We start from the raw sequence: 16,574 nt of genomic DNA, 5'->3' as shown, positions 1-16,574 counted from the left end.
AGCATTCAGAGTTAAGTGACGATAGCCTAGGAGATACACCTGTACCCATGCCGAACACAGCAGTTAAGCCCTAGAACGCCGGAAGTAGTTGGGGGTTGCCCCCTGTGAGATAAGGTAGTCGCTTAGCTTGATTCCGCCATAGCTCAGTTGGTAGTAGCGCATGACTGTTAATCATGATGTCGTAGGTTCGAGTCCTACTGGCGGAGTAAAAAAATGAGATCAAGTTATTGATCTTTTTTTATTTTTCCAATTTGTTAAATTAAGGTAGACAGAAAAAGTCATCTATTTTAGGCTCAGATAAAAACCACATTTGTCTGAAAAAAATTTCTAATTGGAAATCTATTTCTAATGCACATGACATTGATATTTTCTTTGCAGATCCAGGATATCCTGGTCAACGAGGTCTCAATGAACATTATAGACTATTAAAACAAATGGATTTTACGAATATTTCTCAAAATGATTTATCAGCTATACCTGATAAAAGAAATAGAATTCTTAGGAAGTTTTTTATTTATTAAACACCATACCAAGTTTTTCTGAGATACATGAAAAATCTAACTTAATTTATCAATATAAGTTTTTAAGAAAAAAAAGCCACGTTTATCAAACGGAGCTTTTTGCTTTTTAGTTATTTGAGAAGAAGGCATTATATAAAGCTTTAATGGCTTTTTCTTCTTGGTCTTTACTGACAACAAACATGATGGATACTTCACTTGAACCTTGAGAGATCATTTGGATATTAATTTCATTTTCTGAAAGTGCTTTTGCTGCGGTAGCAGTAACTCCAACTTGACTTTTCATGTTTTCACCAACAATCATAATGATTGAAAGGTCATGTTCGATTTCAGCGGTGTCAACTTCTAATTTTTGTGTTAGTTGTTTTAAGATTTCCTGTTCTTTGATTGGGGTTAATTCACGTGATCGTAAAATAATGGACAAGTCATCGATACCTGTTGGCATGTGTTCCCAACTGATATTGAGGTCTTCAAGAATTTGAAGGAATTTGCGACCGAATCCAACTTCCCGGTTCATCAGATATTTGGTGGTGTTTATACTAACAAATCCTGAATCGCCAGCAATCCCTACTACAGTCACATGATCATTTGAATGTTCTAAAACAATACGTGTTCCAGGATGGTCTGGATTATTTGTATTTTTAATAACTAATGGAATTTTTCCTCTGTACGCAGGAACGAGTGCTTCATCGTGTAAGACTGAAAATCCTGCATAAGCCAACTCACGCATTTCTTTGTAGGTTATTTCAGGGATGGAATGTGGGTGTTTAATAATGCCAGGATGAGCTGCAAAGATTCCATTTACGTCTGTAAAGTTTTCATATAAGTCAGCTTTGACGCCAGCAGCAATGATGGACCCAGTAATATCTGAACCCCCACGAGAAAATGTACAAATATCTCCATTCTGGGTAACACCAAAGAATCCAGGAATTACAACGACTTCACTTGAATCCTTTAATTCTTCTATTTTATCGTAACTAGATGGTAAAATTCGAGCGTTAGAAGGCTCTGCAGTTACGATAAGTCCCGCTTCTTTTGGATGAATATATCTAGCTTCTAGCTCATTTTGATTGAAATAGGCTGCAATGAGTTTAGCATTATTATTTTCTCCAGCCGCTAGAAAAGTATCGTATGTAAATGGATTTCCTTTTTTAGGTAAATTAGTTAAATCGTAGATATCTTCAGCGATCTCTTGAATGATCGTTTCCTTTAGTCCCAACTCCTCAGTAATATCACGATAACGTTCAATAATCCATTTCTGGGTTTGGGTAACATCCTTATCCGAAGTGAACTCTTTATAATATCGAATGAGGGCATCCGTTACTTTTGTATCTTCCGGATTACGTTTACCAGGAGCCGATACAACAACAAATCTTCTTTCTGGGTCATCTTTAATGATATCAAGTACTTTTTTTAATTGAGTAGCAGATGCTAGAGAACTTCCACCGAATTTAGTAACTTTCATGTTTTCTCCTTAATAGTTTCATTAATACATTATACCAAAGTTCAGTTATTGATACAATGTATTTCCTGACAGGTCAAAAAATAATTGAATTCTCAGAGCGAGTTAGTTTAAAATATTCAAATTTTACAATTTTGTTACATCTTATAGATATATTTTACTAATTCTATTTTTTGTGGTATGATGTATTATACTAAAAAAGTTTCAATATCAAAATATTTAATCTGAAAATTAAAGGAGTCTGTAATGTTTGAAACAATTTTGTATTCTGTTGAAAATGACTTAGCAACTATTTCTTTAAATCGCCCGAACGTATCCAATGGTTTTAACACTCCAATGTGTCAGGAAATTTTAAAGGCCTTGGAAGATGCTGAGAACAATGAAGAAGTGAAGTTCATTATTTTGTCAGCTGAAGGAAAAATCTTTTCAGTTGGTGGAGATTTGAGCGAAATGAAACGAGCAGTCGATGCGGATGACATCGAGTCTCTTGTCTTAATAGCTGAATTGGTTAATACTATTTCAAAGAAAATTAAACAATTGCCTAAGCCAGTTATCATGGTGGCAGATGGAGCTGTCGCAGGAGCAGCAGCAAACATTGCAGTAGCTGTTGATTTTTGTATTATTAGTGAGCGGACAAAATTCATTCAGGCTTTTGTTGGAGTTGGTTTGGCACCGGATGCGGGTGGTTTGTTCTTATTAGGAAAAGCTATTGGCATGTCACGAGCTACTCATTTAGTAATGACGGGGGAAGCCTTGACTGCAGAAAAAGCATTGGAATATGGACTAGCTTACCGCCTCTGTGAATCTGAAAAACTTGAGAAAACGGTAGATCAATTGCTTAAAAAATTAAGAAGAGGATCTTCAAATTCTTATGCCGCGATGAAAGAGATGGTTTGGAATGCTTTCCTAAAAGACTGGGATCAATATGCGGATCTTGAATTGGATTTGCAAAAGAAATTAGCCTTTACGGAAGACTTTAAGGAGGGGGTTATTGCCTACTCTGAAAAACGTCGGCCACAATTTAAAGGAAAATAAATTTGTATTTTTTCTATGTTTTATGAAAAAAAGCTTGCAAATTATTTTCATTTTTGATAAAATTTGACTATCAAAGTAAAATTAGGAGGTGGAGTTTTGAATTACCAATTAGTTAATGACTATTTAACATCCATCTTTAATAATGTTTTGGTTATCGAGGAGACGAGCCTAAGAGCAAGTCGATTTAAAGATGTTTCTATTAAAGAAATGCATACGATCGACGTGATTGGTTCGACACCGAATGCAACCCCGAGTGATATTTCACGGGAGTTGATGGTGACTTTGGGGACTGTCACGACAAGTTTGAATAATCTTGAGCGCAAAGGGTATATCGAAAGAAGAAGATCTGAAGTTGATCGCCGGGTTGTACACTTGAGTTTAACAAAGAATGGTCGTCTACTTTATCGACTTCATCAACAATTCCATAAACGGATGGTCAACCAAATTATTGGAGATATGAGCCCCGAAGAGAAGAAAGTGATGCAAAAAGGATTGCAAAATCTGTATCGCTTCTTGGAGGAAATTAAATAATGGTCTTTGCTAAAATTAGTCAAGTTGCTCATTATGTACCTGACCAAGTCGTATCAAATGACGATTTGGCTAAGATCATGGACACAAGTGATGAATGGATCAGTAGTCGCACAGGGATCTTACGCCGTCACATTTCAAGAGATGAGACGACGAGCGATCTGGCGACAGTGGTAGCACAAAGATTATTAGCAAAAGCAAACTTAGACGCTGAAGAAATTGATTTTATCGTTGTCGCTACAATTACTCCAGACAGCTTAATGCCATCGACAGCAGCCCGGGTACAAGCTAATATTGGAGCTTATAAGGCTTTTGCTTTTGATCTGACTGCAGCCTGTAGCGGATTTGTATTTGCATTAGCCACTGCTGAAAAATACATTTCTTCAGGGATGTACCGGCGAGGGATTGTGATCGGTAGTGAGACACTTTCAAAAGTCTTGGACTGGTCAGACCGGTCTACGTCAGTCCTCTTTGGGGATGGAGCTGGTGGTGTCTTGCTTGAAGCGAGCGATCAAAAATCCTTCTTAGCTGAGAATCTTTTTACCGATGGAAGCCGAGGTTCTAGTCTTGAATCTTGCTATTTGGGTCTATCTTCTCCTTATTCAGAGGAAGTTACCGATCGAAGATATCTCACGATGGATGGACGTTCTGTTTTTGATTTTGCTATTCGTGATGTCACGAAAAGTATCCAAAAGCTTATAATAGATGCATCATTGGAAGCAGAAGAGATTGACTATTTTCTTTTACATCAGGCGAATGACCGAATGTTAGATAAGATGTCAAAAAAACTGGGAGTCTCTAGAGAAAAGATCCCAGCAAATATGATGGAATATGGAAACACTAGCGCTGCTAGTATCCCCATTCTATTATCGGAGTGTGTTGAGAATCATCGAATCAGATTGGATGGAAGTCAAAAAATTCTTCTAACAGGATTCGGTGGAGGTTTGACATGGGGCACACTTCTTGTTACAATCTAGTTAAACATGTGGAAACACATTTTAAAAATTTTTTATTATTTTTAAGGAGGCCAATCATGGCAGTATTTGAAAAAGTACAAGAAATTATCGTTGAAGAACTTGGTAAAGAACCATCAGAAGTAACACTTGAGTCTACTTTTGAAGATCTTGAAGCTGATTCATTGGACTTGTTCCAAGTGATTTCAGAAATTGAAGATGCATTCGACATTCAAATTGAAACTGAAGAAGGCTTGTCTACTGTAGGTGACCTTGTAGCTTACGTAGAAGAAAAAACTAAATAATAATGGATGAGAGTATCGAAAGATATTCTCTCTTGTTTAGGTAATAGTTTGACGCTCAAAGCAAAGAAACGTTTTCAAACTATTACTTAAGCGAAAACGAGGAAGGTATTATGCAAACACGAATTACAGAATTATTAAACATTAAATATCCAATTTTCCAAGGTGGTATGGCTTGGGTCGCTGATGGTGATCTAGCGGGAGCTGTATCCAATGCGGGTGGTCTTGGGATCATCGGTGGAGGAAATGCACCTAAAGAAGTTGTCAAAGCGAATATTGATCGTGTCAAATCCATTACTGACAAACCTTTTGGAGTGAATATCATGCTCCTCTCTCCTTTTGCAGATGATATCGTTGATTTGGTTATCGAAGAAGGGGTTAAAGTTGTTACCACTGGTGCAGGGAATCCTGGGAAATACATGGATCGTTTCCACGAAGCTGGCATTACCGTTATTCCAGTTGTACCTTCAGTAGCTTTAGCAAAACGGATGGAAAAACTAGGTGCGGATGCTGTGATTGCTGAAGGAATGGAAGCAGGAGGGCATATTGGTAAATTGACTACCATGACCCTGGTTCGTCAAGTTGTCGAAGCTGTCTCTATTCCTGTTATTGGTGCTGGTGGTGTGGCAGATGGTGCTGGAGCGGCTGCAGTCTTCATGCTTGGAGCAGCTGCTGTTCAAGTGGGAACACGATTTGTCGTTGCTAAAGAATCAAATGCTCACCAAAACTTTAAGAATAAAATCTTGAAAGCTAAAGATATTGATACAGTAGTGTCTGCGTCAGTTGTTGGCCATCCAGTTCGTGCGATTAAGAATAAATTAGCTTCTGCCTATAATCAAGCTGAAAAAGATTTCTTGGCAGGTAAGAAGACCCAAGAAGAAATTGAAGAATTAGGAGCAGGTGCTCTTCGCAATGCTGTTGTCGACGGAGACGTTGATAACGGATCTGTGATGGCAGGACAAATTGCAGGTCTCGTAAGTAAAGAAGAAACCTGTGCTGAAATCTTGGAAGATATCTATTTTGGAGCTGCTAAAGTCATTCAGAAAGAAGCAGCTCGCTGGGCAGATGTCAAATTCTAACAAGTAAAGGAAAGGAAGAGAACAGTGACAAAACGTGCTTTCTTATTTGCTGGTCAAGGTGCCCAAAAATTGGGGATGGCTAGTGACTTGTATGCAACTTATCCGATTGTTAAGGAGACATTTGATACTGCAAGTCAGATTTTGGGTTATGATTTACGTGAATTGATTGATTCGGATGAAGAAAAGCTCAATCAAACACGCTTTACCCAGCCGGCTATTTTGACAACTTCAGTAGCTATTTATCGTCTATTAGTAGAAAAGGGCATTACACCGGATATTGTTGCCGGTCTTTCTCTAGGAGAATATTCTGCTCTAGTTGCTGCAGGCGCTCTTTCTTTTGAAGAAGCGGTCTCTTTGGTAGCTAAGCGTGGTGAATTTATGGAAACTGCGGCACCTGCTGGAAGCGGGAAGATGGTTGCTGTCATGAATACTGATCCTGCCTTGATTGAAGAAATTTGTCAACAGGCTTCTGAAAAGGGAGTCGTAACACCAGCTAACTACAACACTCCTGGCCAAATTGTGATTGGTGGAGAGGTTGAAGCTGTGGACTATGCTGTTGAACTCTTAAAAGAAGCAGGGGCAAAACGGTTGATTCCTCTGAATGTCTCTGGTCCCTTCCATACGGCCTTATTGGCTTCTGCTAGTGAAAAACTAGCGACTGAACTTGGAAAAGTCACTTTTAAGGACTTTAGCTTGCCTTTGGTTGGGAATACAGAAGCGAAGATCATGAAATCAGACGAAATCAAAACATTATTGGCTCGCCAGGTGATGGAGCCCGTTCGTTTCTATGATTCGATTGCAACGATTCAAGAGTTTGGAGTAGATGAAGTGATTGAAATTGGTCCAGGTAAGGTCTTGACTGGTTTCTTGAAAAAAATTGATAAAACTCTTCCAACGAAAAATGTTGAGGATCAAGCCAGCCTTGATGCCCTACTGAACGAATAAGATGAGGTGACTATGGAACTGAAGAATAAAAATGTATTTGTTACTGGCTCAAGTCGAGGCATTGGATTGGCTATTGCGCATAAATTTGCTTCAAAAGGTGCTAACATTGTCTTAAATAGTCGCGGAGAACTTCCAGCAGGCTTAGTAGATGAATTCGCCTCATACGGTGTGAAGGTAGTTGGCGTTACTGGGGATGTATCTAAAGCCGCGGAAGCGAAGCGAATGGTAGCAGAAGCGATTGAAGTCCTTGGATCAGTAGATGTTCTTGTGAATAATGCTGGGATTACCAATGATAAGCTCATGTTAAAATTGACGGAAGAAGATTTTGAGCAAGTCTTGAAGGTGAATTTGACTGGTGCTTTTAATATGACACAATCAGTCTTAAAGCCGATGACCAAGGCGCGTGAAGGTGCTATCATTAACATGTCGAGTGTTGTCGGTCTGACAGGAAATGTTGGACAAGCTAACTATGCAGCCTCAAAAGCTGGTTTGATTGGTTTTTCTAAATCGGTAGCGCGTGAAGTAGCTGGTAGAAATGTCCGAGTCAATGTCATTGCGCCGGGCTTCATTGAGTCTGATATGACAGAAGGTCTTCCGGAAAAAATTAAAGAAGTGTCTCTCGCTCAAATTCCGATGAAACGCTTTGGAAATACAGAAGAAGTGGCAGATGTTGCAGTCTTTCTTGCAACTCAAGAATATCTAACAGGACAAGTCATCGCAATTGATGGTGGCTTAACTATGCAGTAAGAAGAGGTAGGTTTTGAAATGAAATTAAATCGTGTTGTTGTAACAGGCTATGGCTTGACATCTCCAATCGGAAACACTCCAGAAGAATTTTGGAATAGCTTAAAAGAAGGAAAAATTGGAATTGGTCCGATTACAAAATTTGACCACAGTGACTTTGCTGTTCATAATGCAGCTGAAATTCAAGATTTCCCATTTGATAAGTACTTTATCAAAAAAGATACAAACCGCTTTGACAACTACTCATTATATGCCTTGTATGCTGCTCAAGAAGCTGTGAATCATGCAGGTTTAGATGTAGAAGCTATTGATAAAGATCGTTTTGGTGTCATTGTTGCTTCTGGTATCGGTGGAATCAAAGAAATCGAAGACCAAGTGATTCGCTTGCATGAAAAAGGACCAAAACGTGTCAAACCAATGACCCTTCCAAAAGCTCTGCCAAATATGGCATCTGGTAATGTTGCTATGCGTTTTGGAGCTAATGGAATTTGTAAATCCATCAATACGGCTTGTGCCTCTTCGAATGATGCGATTGGGGATGCTTTCCGTGCAATTAAGTTTGGTTTCCAAGATTTGATGTTGGTAGGTGGTTCAGAAGCTTCTATTACCCCATTTGCAATCGCCGGTTTCCAAGCCTTGACAGCTCTTTCAACAACAGAAGATCCAACTCGTGCTTCTATTCCATTTGATAAAGATCGGAATGGATTTGTAATGGGAGAAGGATCAGGAATGTTGGTACTTGAAAGTTTGGAACACGCTGAAAAACGTGGTGCAACCATTCTTGCTGAAGTGGTGGGCTACGGAAATACCTGTGATGCCTACCATATGACTTCTCCACATCCAGAAGGCCAAGGAGCTATCAAAGCAATGAAGTTGGCTTTGGATGAGGCAGAAATTGAACCAGCTCAGGTCAATTATGTCAACGCCCATGGTACTTCTACTCCAGCAAATGAAAAAGGAGAAAGTGGTGCAATCGTTTCTGTATTTGGTACAGAAGTTCCAGTATCTTCTACAAAATCATTTACAGGCCACCTCTTGGGAGCAGCTGGTGCAGTTGAAGCCATTGCGACGATCGAAGCAATTCGCCATCAATATGTTCCAAAAACTGCTGGGACACAAGAGTTATCAGATTATATTGAAGCAAACGTTGTATATGGTGAAGGCCAAGATGCGGATATTCAGTACGCTATCTCAAATACCTTCGGATTTGGTGGGCACAATGCTGTCCTGGCCTTTAAACGCTGGGAGGGATAATTCATGAATATTTCTGAAATTAAAGATTTGTTGGCTCAGTTTGATGCCTCAACTTTGCGTGAATTCTCATATAAAAATAACGGCGAAGAATTGAATTTGAGTAAAAACCAAACGAGTTCAGTTGCGGCTACACCGGTAGCTCCTACGGTTGAAGTAGTGCCAGCAACACCTCAAACGCCGGTAGTAGCTCCTGTTGTGGAAGCACCAGCAACTCCAGCTGTAACGGCTGAGCCAGTTGTTACTCCAGCTCAAGAGGCAGAAGGTGATGTGGTTGAAAGTCCATTGGTTGGTGTCGCTTACTTGTCACCAGCTCCAGATAAACCAGCTTTTGTTTCTGTTGGAGACAAGGTGACCAAAGGTCAAACACTCTTGATCATTGAAGCCATGAAAGTGATGAATGAAGTCCCAGCACCTAAAGATGGTGTTGTCACTGAAATTTTGGTGAACAACGAAGAAATGGTTGAATTTGGAAAAGGATTGGTTCGAATCAAATGACAATTGATATTAATGCTATTCGTGAGGCTTTGCCGCATCGTTACCCAATGCTTTTGGTGGATCGCGTTTTAGAAACAAGCGAAGATACGATTGTTGCCATTAAAAACGTGACAATTAATGAACCATTTTTTAATGGACATTTTCCACAGTATCCTGTTATGCCAGGTGTTCTCATCATGGAAGCTTTGGCACAAACAGCAGGTGTACTAGAGTTGTCAAAACCTGAAAATAAAGGGAGATTAGTCTTTTATGCAGGGATGGACAAGGTGAAGTTTAAAAAACAAGTCGTTCCAGGAGATCAACTGGTGATGACAGCTACTTTTGTCAAACGTCGTGGAACAATTGCTGTTGTTGAAGCGAAAGCAGAGGTAGACGGTAAGCTTGCAGCTTCAGGAACACTTACTTTTGCAATTGGAAATTAAGAAAGGCCTATCTATGTTTCGTAAGATCTTAATCGCCAATCGTGGTGAGATTGCAGTTCGCATTATTCGTGCAGCTCGTGAACTTGGCATCGAGACGGTTGCGGTGTATTCTACTGCTGATAAAGAAGCCTTGCATACCTTACTAGCTGATGAAGCAGTTTGTATTGGACCTGCCAAATCAACAGAATCTTATTTGAATATGAGTGCGGTTTTATCTGCAGCTGTTTTAACAGGTGCAGAAGCTATCCATCCTGGTTTTGGATTTTTGAGCGAAAACTCAAAGTTTGCGACTATGTGTGAAGAAGTTGGCATTAAATTTATCGGTCCATCTGCTAAAGTTATGGATATGATGGGGGATAAGATTAATGCTCGTAAACAGATGATCAAGGCAGGAGTTCCTGTCATTCCTGGATCTGATGGGGAAGTCTATACTTCAGAAGAAGCTCTCGAGATTGCTGATAGAATCGGCTATCCTGTCATGTTGAAAGCATCAGCAGGAGGAGGCGGTAAGGGAATTCGGAAGGTTGAAAAACCAGAAGATCTCGTTGCTGCTTTTGAATCTGCTTCCTCAGAAGCACAAGCTGCTTTTGGGAATGGTGCCATGTATATGGAGCGGGTGATTTATCCTGCACGTCACATTGAAGTACAGATTTTAGCGGATCAGCATGGACATGTGATTCATTTAGGTGAACGGGATTGTTCTCTTCAACGGAATAATCAAAAAGTTCTAGAAGAATCTCCTTCGATTGCCATTGGAAAAACTCTTCGCAATCGCATTGGTTCTGCTGCTGTTCGGGCAGCTGAGTCAGTTGGATATGAGAATGCTGGGACCATCGAATTCTTGTATGATGAAGGCAAGGGTGAGTTCTACTTTATGGAAATGAACACTCGTGTTCAAGTAGAGCATCCTGTAACGGAATTTGTAACTGGAGTTGACATCGTTAAGGAACAGATCAAAATTGCAGCAGGCCAGGAATTATCTGTCACTCAAGAGGATATTGTTATCAAAGGCCATGCAATGGAATGCCGGATCAATGCAGAAAACCCTTCCTTTAACTTTGCACCAAGTCCAGGGAAGATTACCAATCTCTATCTTCCTAGTGGTGGGGTTGGTCTACGTGTGGATTCTGCCGTTTACCCTGGTTATACAATTCCTCCATACTACGATAGTATGATTGCTAAGATCATTGTTCATGGTGAAAATCGTTTTGATGCACTGATGAAGATGCAGCGAGCTCTTTATGAGTTAGAAATTGATGGTGTCACTACCAATAGTCATTTCCAGTTGGATTTAATTTCAGATTCGCATGTGATTGCTGGTGATTATGACACTGCATTTTTGATGGAACAATTCCTTCCAAATTATAATAAGGAATGATGAAAAAGCCTGGACTTGTGAGGGAAGTATGAACATCATCCTCACAGATTCAGGCTTTTATAGTAATGCTAAAGATGTTGTAGCATATTTTAAGGAGTAAGTAATGGCATTATTTTCTAAAAAAGACAAATATATTCGGATCAATCCGAATAGGTCGTCCTGGAAGGAACCTCAACCAAAACCTGAAGTTCCGGATGAACTATTTTCGCAGTGCCCAGGTTGTAAACATACCATTTACCAAAAAGATTTAGGAAGCGAACGGGTTTGCCCGAATTGTAGCTATACCTTCCGTATTTCTGCTAAAGAACGCTTAGCTCTTACAGTGGATCCGGCTAGTTTTGAAGAAATGTTTACAGGGATTGAAACGACAGATCCCTTGAATTTCCCAAATTACCAGAAGAAATTGGCTGCTGTAAGGGAAATGACAGGATTGGATGAAGCTGTACTGACAGGAACTGCATTGATTAAAGGGCAAAAAGTTGCTCTTGGGATCATGGATTCTAATTTTATCATGGCTTCAATGGGTTCTGTAGTAGGTGAAAAAATTACTCGACTGTTTGAACTAGCGACAAAAGAACATTTGCCGGTCGTTCTCTTTACCGCGTCAGGTGGAGCACGGATGCAAGAAGGAATCGTCAGTTTGATGCAAATGGCAAAAGTCTCTGCAGCTGTTCAAAGACATTCTAAAGCAGGATTGTTTTATCTGACAGTTCTAACAGACCCAACAACAGGAGGGGTAACGGCGTCATTTGCCATGGAAGGAGATATCATCATGGCAGAGAGTCAAGCTCTGGTAGGATTTGCCGGTCGGCGCGTGATCGAGTCTACTGTACGGGAACAATTACCAGATGATTTCCAAAAAGCAGAATTTCTAGAAGAACATGGATTTGTAGATTTGATTGTGGAGAGAAGCCAAATCCGAGCAACAGTTGGACAATTATTGGCCCTTCATGGAGGTAAACATGAGTAAAATAACACAGATTATTAAAGAAGCACGTGATCAAGGAAGATTAACTGCGCTAGATTTTGCTCAAGGGATCTTTGATGATTTTATTGAATTACATGGAGATCGGAATTTCCGTGATGATGGTGCAGTTATTGGTGGGATTGGACGCTTAGGGAATCAAACAGTTACAGTTGTTGGAATTCAAAAAGGGAAAAATCTTCAGGATAACCTAAAACGTAATTTTGGGCAACCCCATCCAGAAGGCTATCGAAAAGCCTTGCGTCTAATGAAACAAGCAGAAAAATTTGGTCGGCCAGTTGTAACCTTCATCAATACCGCAGGTGCTTATCCGGGTGTTGGCGCTGAGGAACGGGGACAGGGTGAGGCTATTGCTCGTAACCTCATGGAAATGAGTGACTTAAAAGTTCCGATTATCGCCATTATTATTGGAGAAGGTGGCTCTGGTGGGGCCCTTGCTTTAGCTGTGGCAGACAAGGTCTGGATGCTGGAAAACTCCATCTATGCCGTCTTGAGTCCAGAAGGCTTTGCTTCTATTCTATGGAAAGATGGAAGCCGTGCCATGGAAGCCGCTGAGTTGATGAAGATTACTTCTCACGAGTTATTAAATATGAATATTGTCGATAAAGTGATTCCAGAGCATGGTTTTTCAAATGGAGAACTACTAGCTCAAGTGAAGAAGGAATTACTGGAAGAGCTCGCCACTCTACAATCCTTGCCACTAGAAGACCTTCTAGAGCAACGCTACCAACGTTTCCGTAAATATTAAAAAAAACTGAGCTTGCAACTTGCAAGACTCAGTTTTTTGAGTTTTATTTTGGTGCGATAACTTCAGCGCCCCCCATGTATGGGCGAAGGACTTCTGGGATGGTTACAGAACCATCTTCGTTTTGATAGTTTTCAAGAATAGCAGCAACGGTACGTCCAACAGCCAATCCAGAACCGTTCAAAGTGTGAAGGAGTTTCACCTTGCCATCGGCTTCATCACGATAGCGGATTTGAGCACGCCGAGCTTGGAAATCTTCTGTGTTTGAGCAGCTTGAAATTTCACGGTAAGTATTTTGCGCTGGGATCCAGACTTCCAAGTCATAAGTCTTAGCAGCTGAGAAGCCCATGTCTCCTGTAGAAAGAGCCACGACACGGTATGGCAAGTTCAGTTTTTGAAGAATGTTTTCAGCGTTGGCTGTCATTTTCTCCAATTCTTCATAGGACTCTTCAGGTTTAGCAAATTTAACCATTTCAACCTTATGGAATTGGTGCAAACGGATCAAGCCACGAGTATCGCGACCAGCAGAACCAGCTTCTGAACGGAAAGATGGGCTCATGGCAGTAAAGTAGATTGGGAGATCCTTGCCATCGATGATTTCATCACGGTAGTAGTTAGTTAAAGGCACTTCAGCGGTTGGAATCAAGACAAAGTTGGTATCGCTGAGTTCAAAAGTATCTTCCTTGAATTTTGGATATTGACCAGTACCAAACATAGAATCGTGGTTAACCATGTAAGGAGGGATAACTTCGGTGTAGCCTTCCTTACCATGCTCATCTAGCATAAAGTTGTAGATAGCACGTTCCAAGCGAGCTCCCAGACCTTTATAGAAAAGGAAGCGAGCGCCTGTTACTTTACCGCCGCGTTCCCAGTCAAGGATATCAAGGTCTTCACCTAAATCCCAGTGAGCTTTTGGTTCGAAGTCAAACTCGCGAGGAGTTCCCCAACGGCGAACTTCAACGTTGTCATCCTCATCTGCTCCAACAGGGACACTATCAGCAGGGATATTTGGAAGGGTAGTAGTGAATTCAGTTAATTTGGCATCGATTTCAGCCAATTCTGTATCCAATGCTTTGACTTCAGCAGAGAGGGTTTGCATGGCAGCAATCTTATCATCTGCATTTTCTTTGTTGCGTTTAGCTTGTGCGATTTCAGCAGATACAGTGTTACGCTCTGCTTTGAGATTTTCTACTTTGACTAAGATATCTCGACGTTTGGCATCGATTTCTTTCATTTCATTCAAAATAGCTGCATCTACGCCACGTGTTGCCAATTTTTTAGCAACCGCATCAAAGTCTGTACGAATCCGTTTAATATCTAACATAGCTTCTCCTTTAACAAAAAACACACCTGTTAGAGTGTTGGAGTGGCAGAGCCACGGTTCCATCCAACTTCACAGGTGTGCACTTGATTCGATATTGTATTTTAAAGAAACGGTAGAATTTCAATTAAGATTTCTATCTGCTCGCAGCAACCGCAGACTTTCTGAAAGAACCTCTTAACTTACTTATCCGTTTGCGTCTATTATACAAGAAAAGATCCTATTTTGCAAATAGATTTTTAATTTTAGCCGTGATGATTTGGATCAACGTAGGAAGTTTGACAATTTTATCATTTCCTAGATGTTCCCGAGCAATCTTTAAAATTTTTCCAGAGTCTTTTGAAGCAAAGAGAAATTTTGATTCTCTGGTATAGATTTCAAAATGGCGGCTAATTTTACGTCCGGATACATTGGCTCCGATTCGCTCGATTTCTTGCCAGGGAATTTGGATGTAGTCTTCTACATTTGCATCCGCATAAAATTCAAAAGCGGCATTCCCGACTAGGATTTTTCCAACCTTTCCCCCCACTCCAAGGTAAGAAACCCCTGTAGTATGGAATTCAACGGTTTTATTCAATGATTGAGCCATGAGATCCTCCTGTATTGCTGTTCACTCCATTATATCATAATAAAAAGAAGGCCGAAACCTTCTTTTTAGTTGATCTTTGCTTACATCAAGCCAGCAACGTGTGCTAATACACCGATTACAAAGAGAGCGATGATGATAGTGATTGGAGATACTTTTTTCTTCAACAACCACATACAAGCAAAAGTAAGAAGCAATCCCATCAAACCAGGAATCAATGAATCCAAGTTTTGTTGGAAAGTTGTAACTTTTTCAGGTGTTTGAGATAGGCCTGAACCAACTTGAGCGAAGGCTTCTTGGATACCCTTGTATCCTTCAGGAAGTTTATCCCAGTGGATATAAGCTTTGTCGTCTAATTTGACAGAAGAAACATTAAAGATGAATTTAATAGATACCCAACGTTCTACCAAGACAGCAAGAATGAACATTCCGAGGATAGAAGCTCCTTTAGTGATGTCTTGCAAGATCCCACCAGACATATCTTTGGTAATTTCAGAACCTGCTTTGTAACCAAGTTCTTGCGTGTACCACAAGAAGGCCATACGAATCGCATTCCATGCGATAAAGAAGATGAGTGGGCCAAGGATGTTACCAGACGCAGCAAGTGATGCACCAAGGGCACCAAGGATAGGACGTACAGTGAACCAGAAGACTGGATCTCCGATACCCGCCAAAGGACCCATCATACCAATTTTAACCCCTTGGATGGCAGCATCGTCAATAGCGGCACCGTTTGCTCTTTCTTCTTCAAGAGCAAGCGTTACCCCGATGATAGGAGCGGCAACGTATGGGTGAGTGTTAAAGAATTCCATGTGACGCTCAAGAGCAGCCGCTTGGTCTTCTTTCTTTGTGTAGAGTTTTTTGATAGCTGGGATCAATGAGTATGCCCAACCCAAGTTTTGCATCCGTTCATAGTTCCAAGAACCTTGCAAGAAGGTTGAACGCCACCAAACTTTTTGACGATCTGATTTAGATAATTGTAATTTTTCAGTCATGATAGTGTCACACCTTTCTTAATAGTCTTCGAGAATGTCGCCAATTGGATCGTTAGAAGTAGCGGCACCGCCACCTCCATTGCCACCTTTCTTAGAAAGAGTAAGGTAGATCAAGGCAAGGGCAACACCAATTGCTCCAAGAGCGATCAAAGTTAATTGGCTAACGGCTGCAAGAGCAAAACCGATGGCAAAGAATGGCCATACTTCACGGCTCGCCATCATGTTGATAACCATGGCATAACCAACGGCTACAACCATACCACCACCGATTTGCATTCCATCAGAGAGCCATTTTGGCATTTGTTCAAGAGCAGTTTTGACAGTTTCAGCAGGAATCATCAACAAGAGGGCTGCAGGAATGGCGATACGAAGACCTTGAAGAAGAAGGGCCACAAAGTGAGCGCGTTCTACACCTTTGATATCCCCTTTTCTAGCAGCAGCGTCGGCAGTGTGAACCAAACCAACGGAAAGGGTACGGACGATCATGGTCAAGAAAAGACCAGCAACTGCAAGTGGAATAGCGACACCTTGAGCGACAGCGATTCCTTTTGTACTGAAGTCTCCCCCAAGTACCATGATGATGGCAGCAGCGACAGATGCAAGGGCAGCATCGGGTGCAACTGCGGCACCAATGTTTGCCCAGCCAAGTGCAATAAATTGAAGTGAACCACCAAGCATAATGCCAGCAGTCAAATTACCTGTTACCAAACCGATTAAGGTACAAGCAACAAGGGGTTGGTGGAATTGGAATTGGTCAAGGATACCTTCAAGACCTGCTAAGAAGGCAACAACGACCACTAATACCATAGAAATAATAGACATGTTTA

Annotated in this window: 18 protein-coding genes, 1 tRNA gene and 1 rRNA gene; 15 read left to right on the top strand and 5 right to left on the bottom strand. The window is 40.8% G+C overall.

What is annotated here, in order from left to right:
* Positions 1 to 11: 11 nt before the first annotated feature.
* Positions 12 to 127, top strand: a 5S ribosomal RNA gene (rrf, locus tag QM830_RS10525).
* Positions 128 to 132: 5 nt separating this feature from the next.
* A tRNA-Asn gene (locus QM830_RS10520) sits at positions 133 to 206 on the top strand.
* A 421-nt stretch (positions 207 to 627) separates the two neighbouring features.
* Here QM830_RS10520 and QM830_RS10515 read toward each other — a convergent pair.
* The gene (locus QM830_RS10515) at positions 628 to 1,983 is read right to left on the bottom strand and encodes an aspartate kinase (RefSeq protein WP_414326948.1); all 1,356 of its coding nucleotides are present in this window, start codon (positions 1,981 to 1,983) and stop codon (positions 628 to 630) included.
* A 243-nt stretch (positions 1,984 to 2,226) separates the two neighbouring features.
* Between QM830_RS10515 and QM830_RS10510 the strand changes: the two genes are divergently transcribed.
* The 13 genes from QM830_RS10510 to QM830_RS10450 all read left to right on the top strand — a co-directional run bounded on the left by QM830_RS10510 (position 2,227) and on the right by QM830_RS10450 (position 12,848).
* The gene (locus tag QM830_RS10510) at positions 2,227 to 3,015 is read left to right on the top strand and encodes an enoyl-CoA hydratase (protein ID WP_414326946.1); all 789 of its coding nucleotides are present in this window, start codon (positions 2,227 to 2,229) and stop codon (positions 3,013 to 3,015) included.
* Between the two features lie 96 nt (positions 3,016 to 3,111).
* Positions 3,112 to 3,546, top strand: a complete 435-nt coding sequence (locus tag QM830_RS10505) for a MarR family winged helix-turn-helix transcriptional regulator (protein ID WP_009732277.1) — start codon at positions 3,112 to 3,114, stop codon at positions 3,544 to 3,546.
* Positions 3,546 to 4,520, top strand: a complete 975-nt coding sequence (locus QM830_RS10500; RefSeq protein ID WP_414326945.1) for a beta-ketoacyl-ACP synthase III — start codon at positions 3,546 to 3,548, stop codon at positions 4,518 to 4,520. The genes QM830_RS10505 and QM830_RS10500 overlap by 1 nt, the downstream gene beginning before the upstream one ends.
* A gap of 56 nt (positions 4,521 to 4,576) precedes the next feature.
* Positions 4,577 to 4,801 (top strand): acyl carrier protein, encoded by a 225-nt coding sequence (locus tag QM830_RS10495; RefSeq protein ID WP_003003892.1) that lies wholly within the window; start codon positions 4,577 to 4,579, stop codon positions 4,799 to 4,801.
* A gap of 110 nt (positions 4,802 to 4,911) precedes the next feature.
* On the top strand, positions 4,912 to 5,877 hold the full coding sequence (gene fabK / locus QM830_RS10490) for an enoyl-[acyl-carrier-protein] reductase FabK (protein WP_006596907.1): 966 nt from the start codon (positions 4,912 to 4,914) through the stop codon (positions 5,875 to 5,877).
* A gap of 24 nt (positions 5,878 to 5,901) precedes the next feature.
* Positions 5,902 to 6,822, top strand: coding sequence for an ACP S-malonyltransferase (fabD, locus tag QM830_RS10485; RefSeq protein ID WP_414326942.1), 921 nt, complete (start codon positions 5,902 to 5,904; stop codon positions 6,820 to 6,822).
* Between the two features lie 12 nt (positions 6,823 to 6,834).
* On the top strand, positions 6,835 to 7,569 hold the full coding sequence (fabG, locus tag QM830_RS10480) for a 3-oxoacyl-[acyl-carrier-protein] reductase (RefSeq protein WP_414326940.1): 735 nt from the start codon (positions 6,835 to 6,837) through the stop codon (positions 7,567 to 7,569).
* 18 nt (positions 7,570 to 7,587) lie between these two features.
* Positions 7,588 to 8,820 (top strand): beta-ketoacyl-ACP synthase II, encoded by a 1,233-nt coding sequence (gene fabF, locus QM830_RS10475; RefSeq protein WP_414326938.1) that lies wholly within the window; start codon positions 7,588 to 7,590, stop codon positions 8,818 to 8,820.
* 3 nt (positions 8,821 to 8,823) lie between these two features.
* Positions 8,824 to 9,315, top strand: coding sequence for an acetyl-CoA carboxylase biotin carboxyl carrier protein (gene accB / locus QM830_RS10470; RefSeq protein WP_414326937.1), 492 nt, complete (start codon positions 8,824 to 8,826; stop codon positions 9,313 to 9,315).
* The gene (fabZ, locus tag QM830_RS10465; RefSeq protein WP_414326935.1) at positions 9,312 to 9,737 is read left to right on the top strand and encodes a 3-hydroxyacyl-ACP dehydratase FabZ; all 426 of its coding nucleotides are present in this window, start codon (positions 9,312 to 9,314) and stop codon (positions 9,735 to 9,737) included. The genes accB and fabZ overlap by 4 nt, the downstream gene beginning before the upstream one ends.
* Before the next feature lie 13 nt (positions 9,738 to 9,750).
* Positions 9,751 to 11,115 carry an acetyl-CoA carboxylase biotin carboxylase subunit gene (locus tag QM830_RS10460; protein WP_414326934.1) on the top strand — a complete coding sequence of 455 codons (1,365 nt, stop codon included), beginning with the start codon at positions 9,751 to 9,753 and terminating at the stop codon, positions 11,113 to 11,115.
* Positions 11,116 to 11,218: 103 nt separating this feature from the next.
* Entirely contained in the window at positions 11,219 to 12,085 is an 867-nt protein-coding gene (gene accD, locus QM830_RS10455) for an acetyl-CoA carboxylase, carboxyltransferase subunit beta (RefSeq protein ID WP_414326932.1), read from the top strand.
* Positions 12,078 to 12,848: an acetyl-CoA carboxylase carboxyl transferase subunit alpha gene (locus QM830_RS10450; RefSeq protein WP_414326931.1), complete on the top strand. Its 771-nt coding sequence runs from the start codon at positions 12,078 to 12,080 to the stop codon at positions 12,846 to 12,848. Before accD ends, QM830_RS10450 begins: the two co-directional genes overlap by 8 nt.
* Before the next feature lie 43 nt (positions 12,849 to 12,891).
* Here the strand turns inward: QM830_RS10450 and serS are convergent, their stop codons facing one another.
* The 4 genes from serS to QM830_RS10430 all read right to left on the bottom strand — a co-directional run bounded on the left by serS (position 12,892) and on the right by QM830_RS10430 (position 16,569).
* Positions 12,892 to 14,169, bottom strand: a complete 1,278-nt coding sequence (gene serS / locus QM830_RS10445; RefSeq protein ID WP_414326929.1) for a serine--tRNA ligase — start codon at positions 14,167 to 14,169, stop codon at positions 12,892 to 12,894.
* 217 nt (positions 14,170 to 14,386) lie between these two features.
* Complete coding sequence (locus QM830_RS10440) at positions 14,387 to 14,755, bottom strand: DUF956 family protein (protein ID WP_023920226.1); 369 nt, start codon at positions 14,753 to 14,755, stop codon at positions 14,387 to 14,389.
* Positions 14,756 to 14,835: 80 nt separating this feature from the next.
* Positions 14,836 to 15,747: a PTS system mannose/fructose/sorbose family transporter subunit IID gene (locus QM830_RS10435; protein WP_003010435.1), complete on the bottom strand. Its 912-nt coding sequence runs from the start codon at positions 15,745 to 15,747 to the stop codon at positions 14,836 to 14,838.
* 18 nt (positions 15,748 to 15,765) lie between these two features.
* Entirely contained in the window at positions 15,766 to 16,569 is an 804-nt protein-coding gene (locus QM830_RS10430) for a PTS mannose/fructose/sorbose transporter subunit IIC (protein ID WP_048789380.1), read from the bottom strand.
* Between the last annotated feature and the right edge of the window lie 5 nt (positions 16,570 to 16,574).

The organism is Streptococcus sp. OMI750, assembly GCF_047463895.1.
GTDB lineage: Bacteria > Bacillota > Bacilli > Lactobacillales > Streptococcaceae > Streptococcus.
Note: the sequence above shows the minus strand (reverse complement) of the source record. Positions and strands in the feature narration are given on the sequence as shown.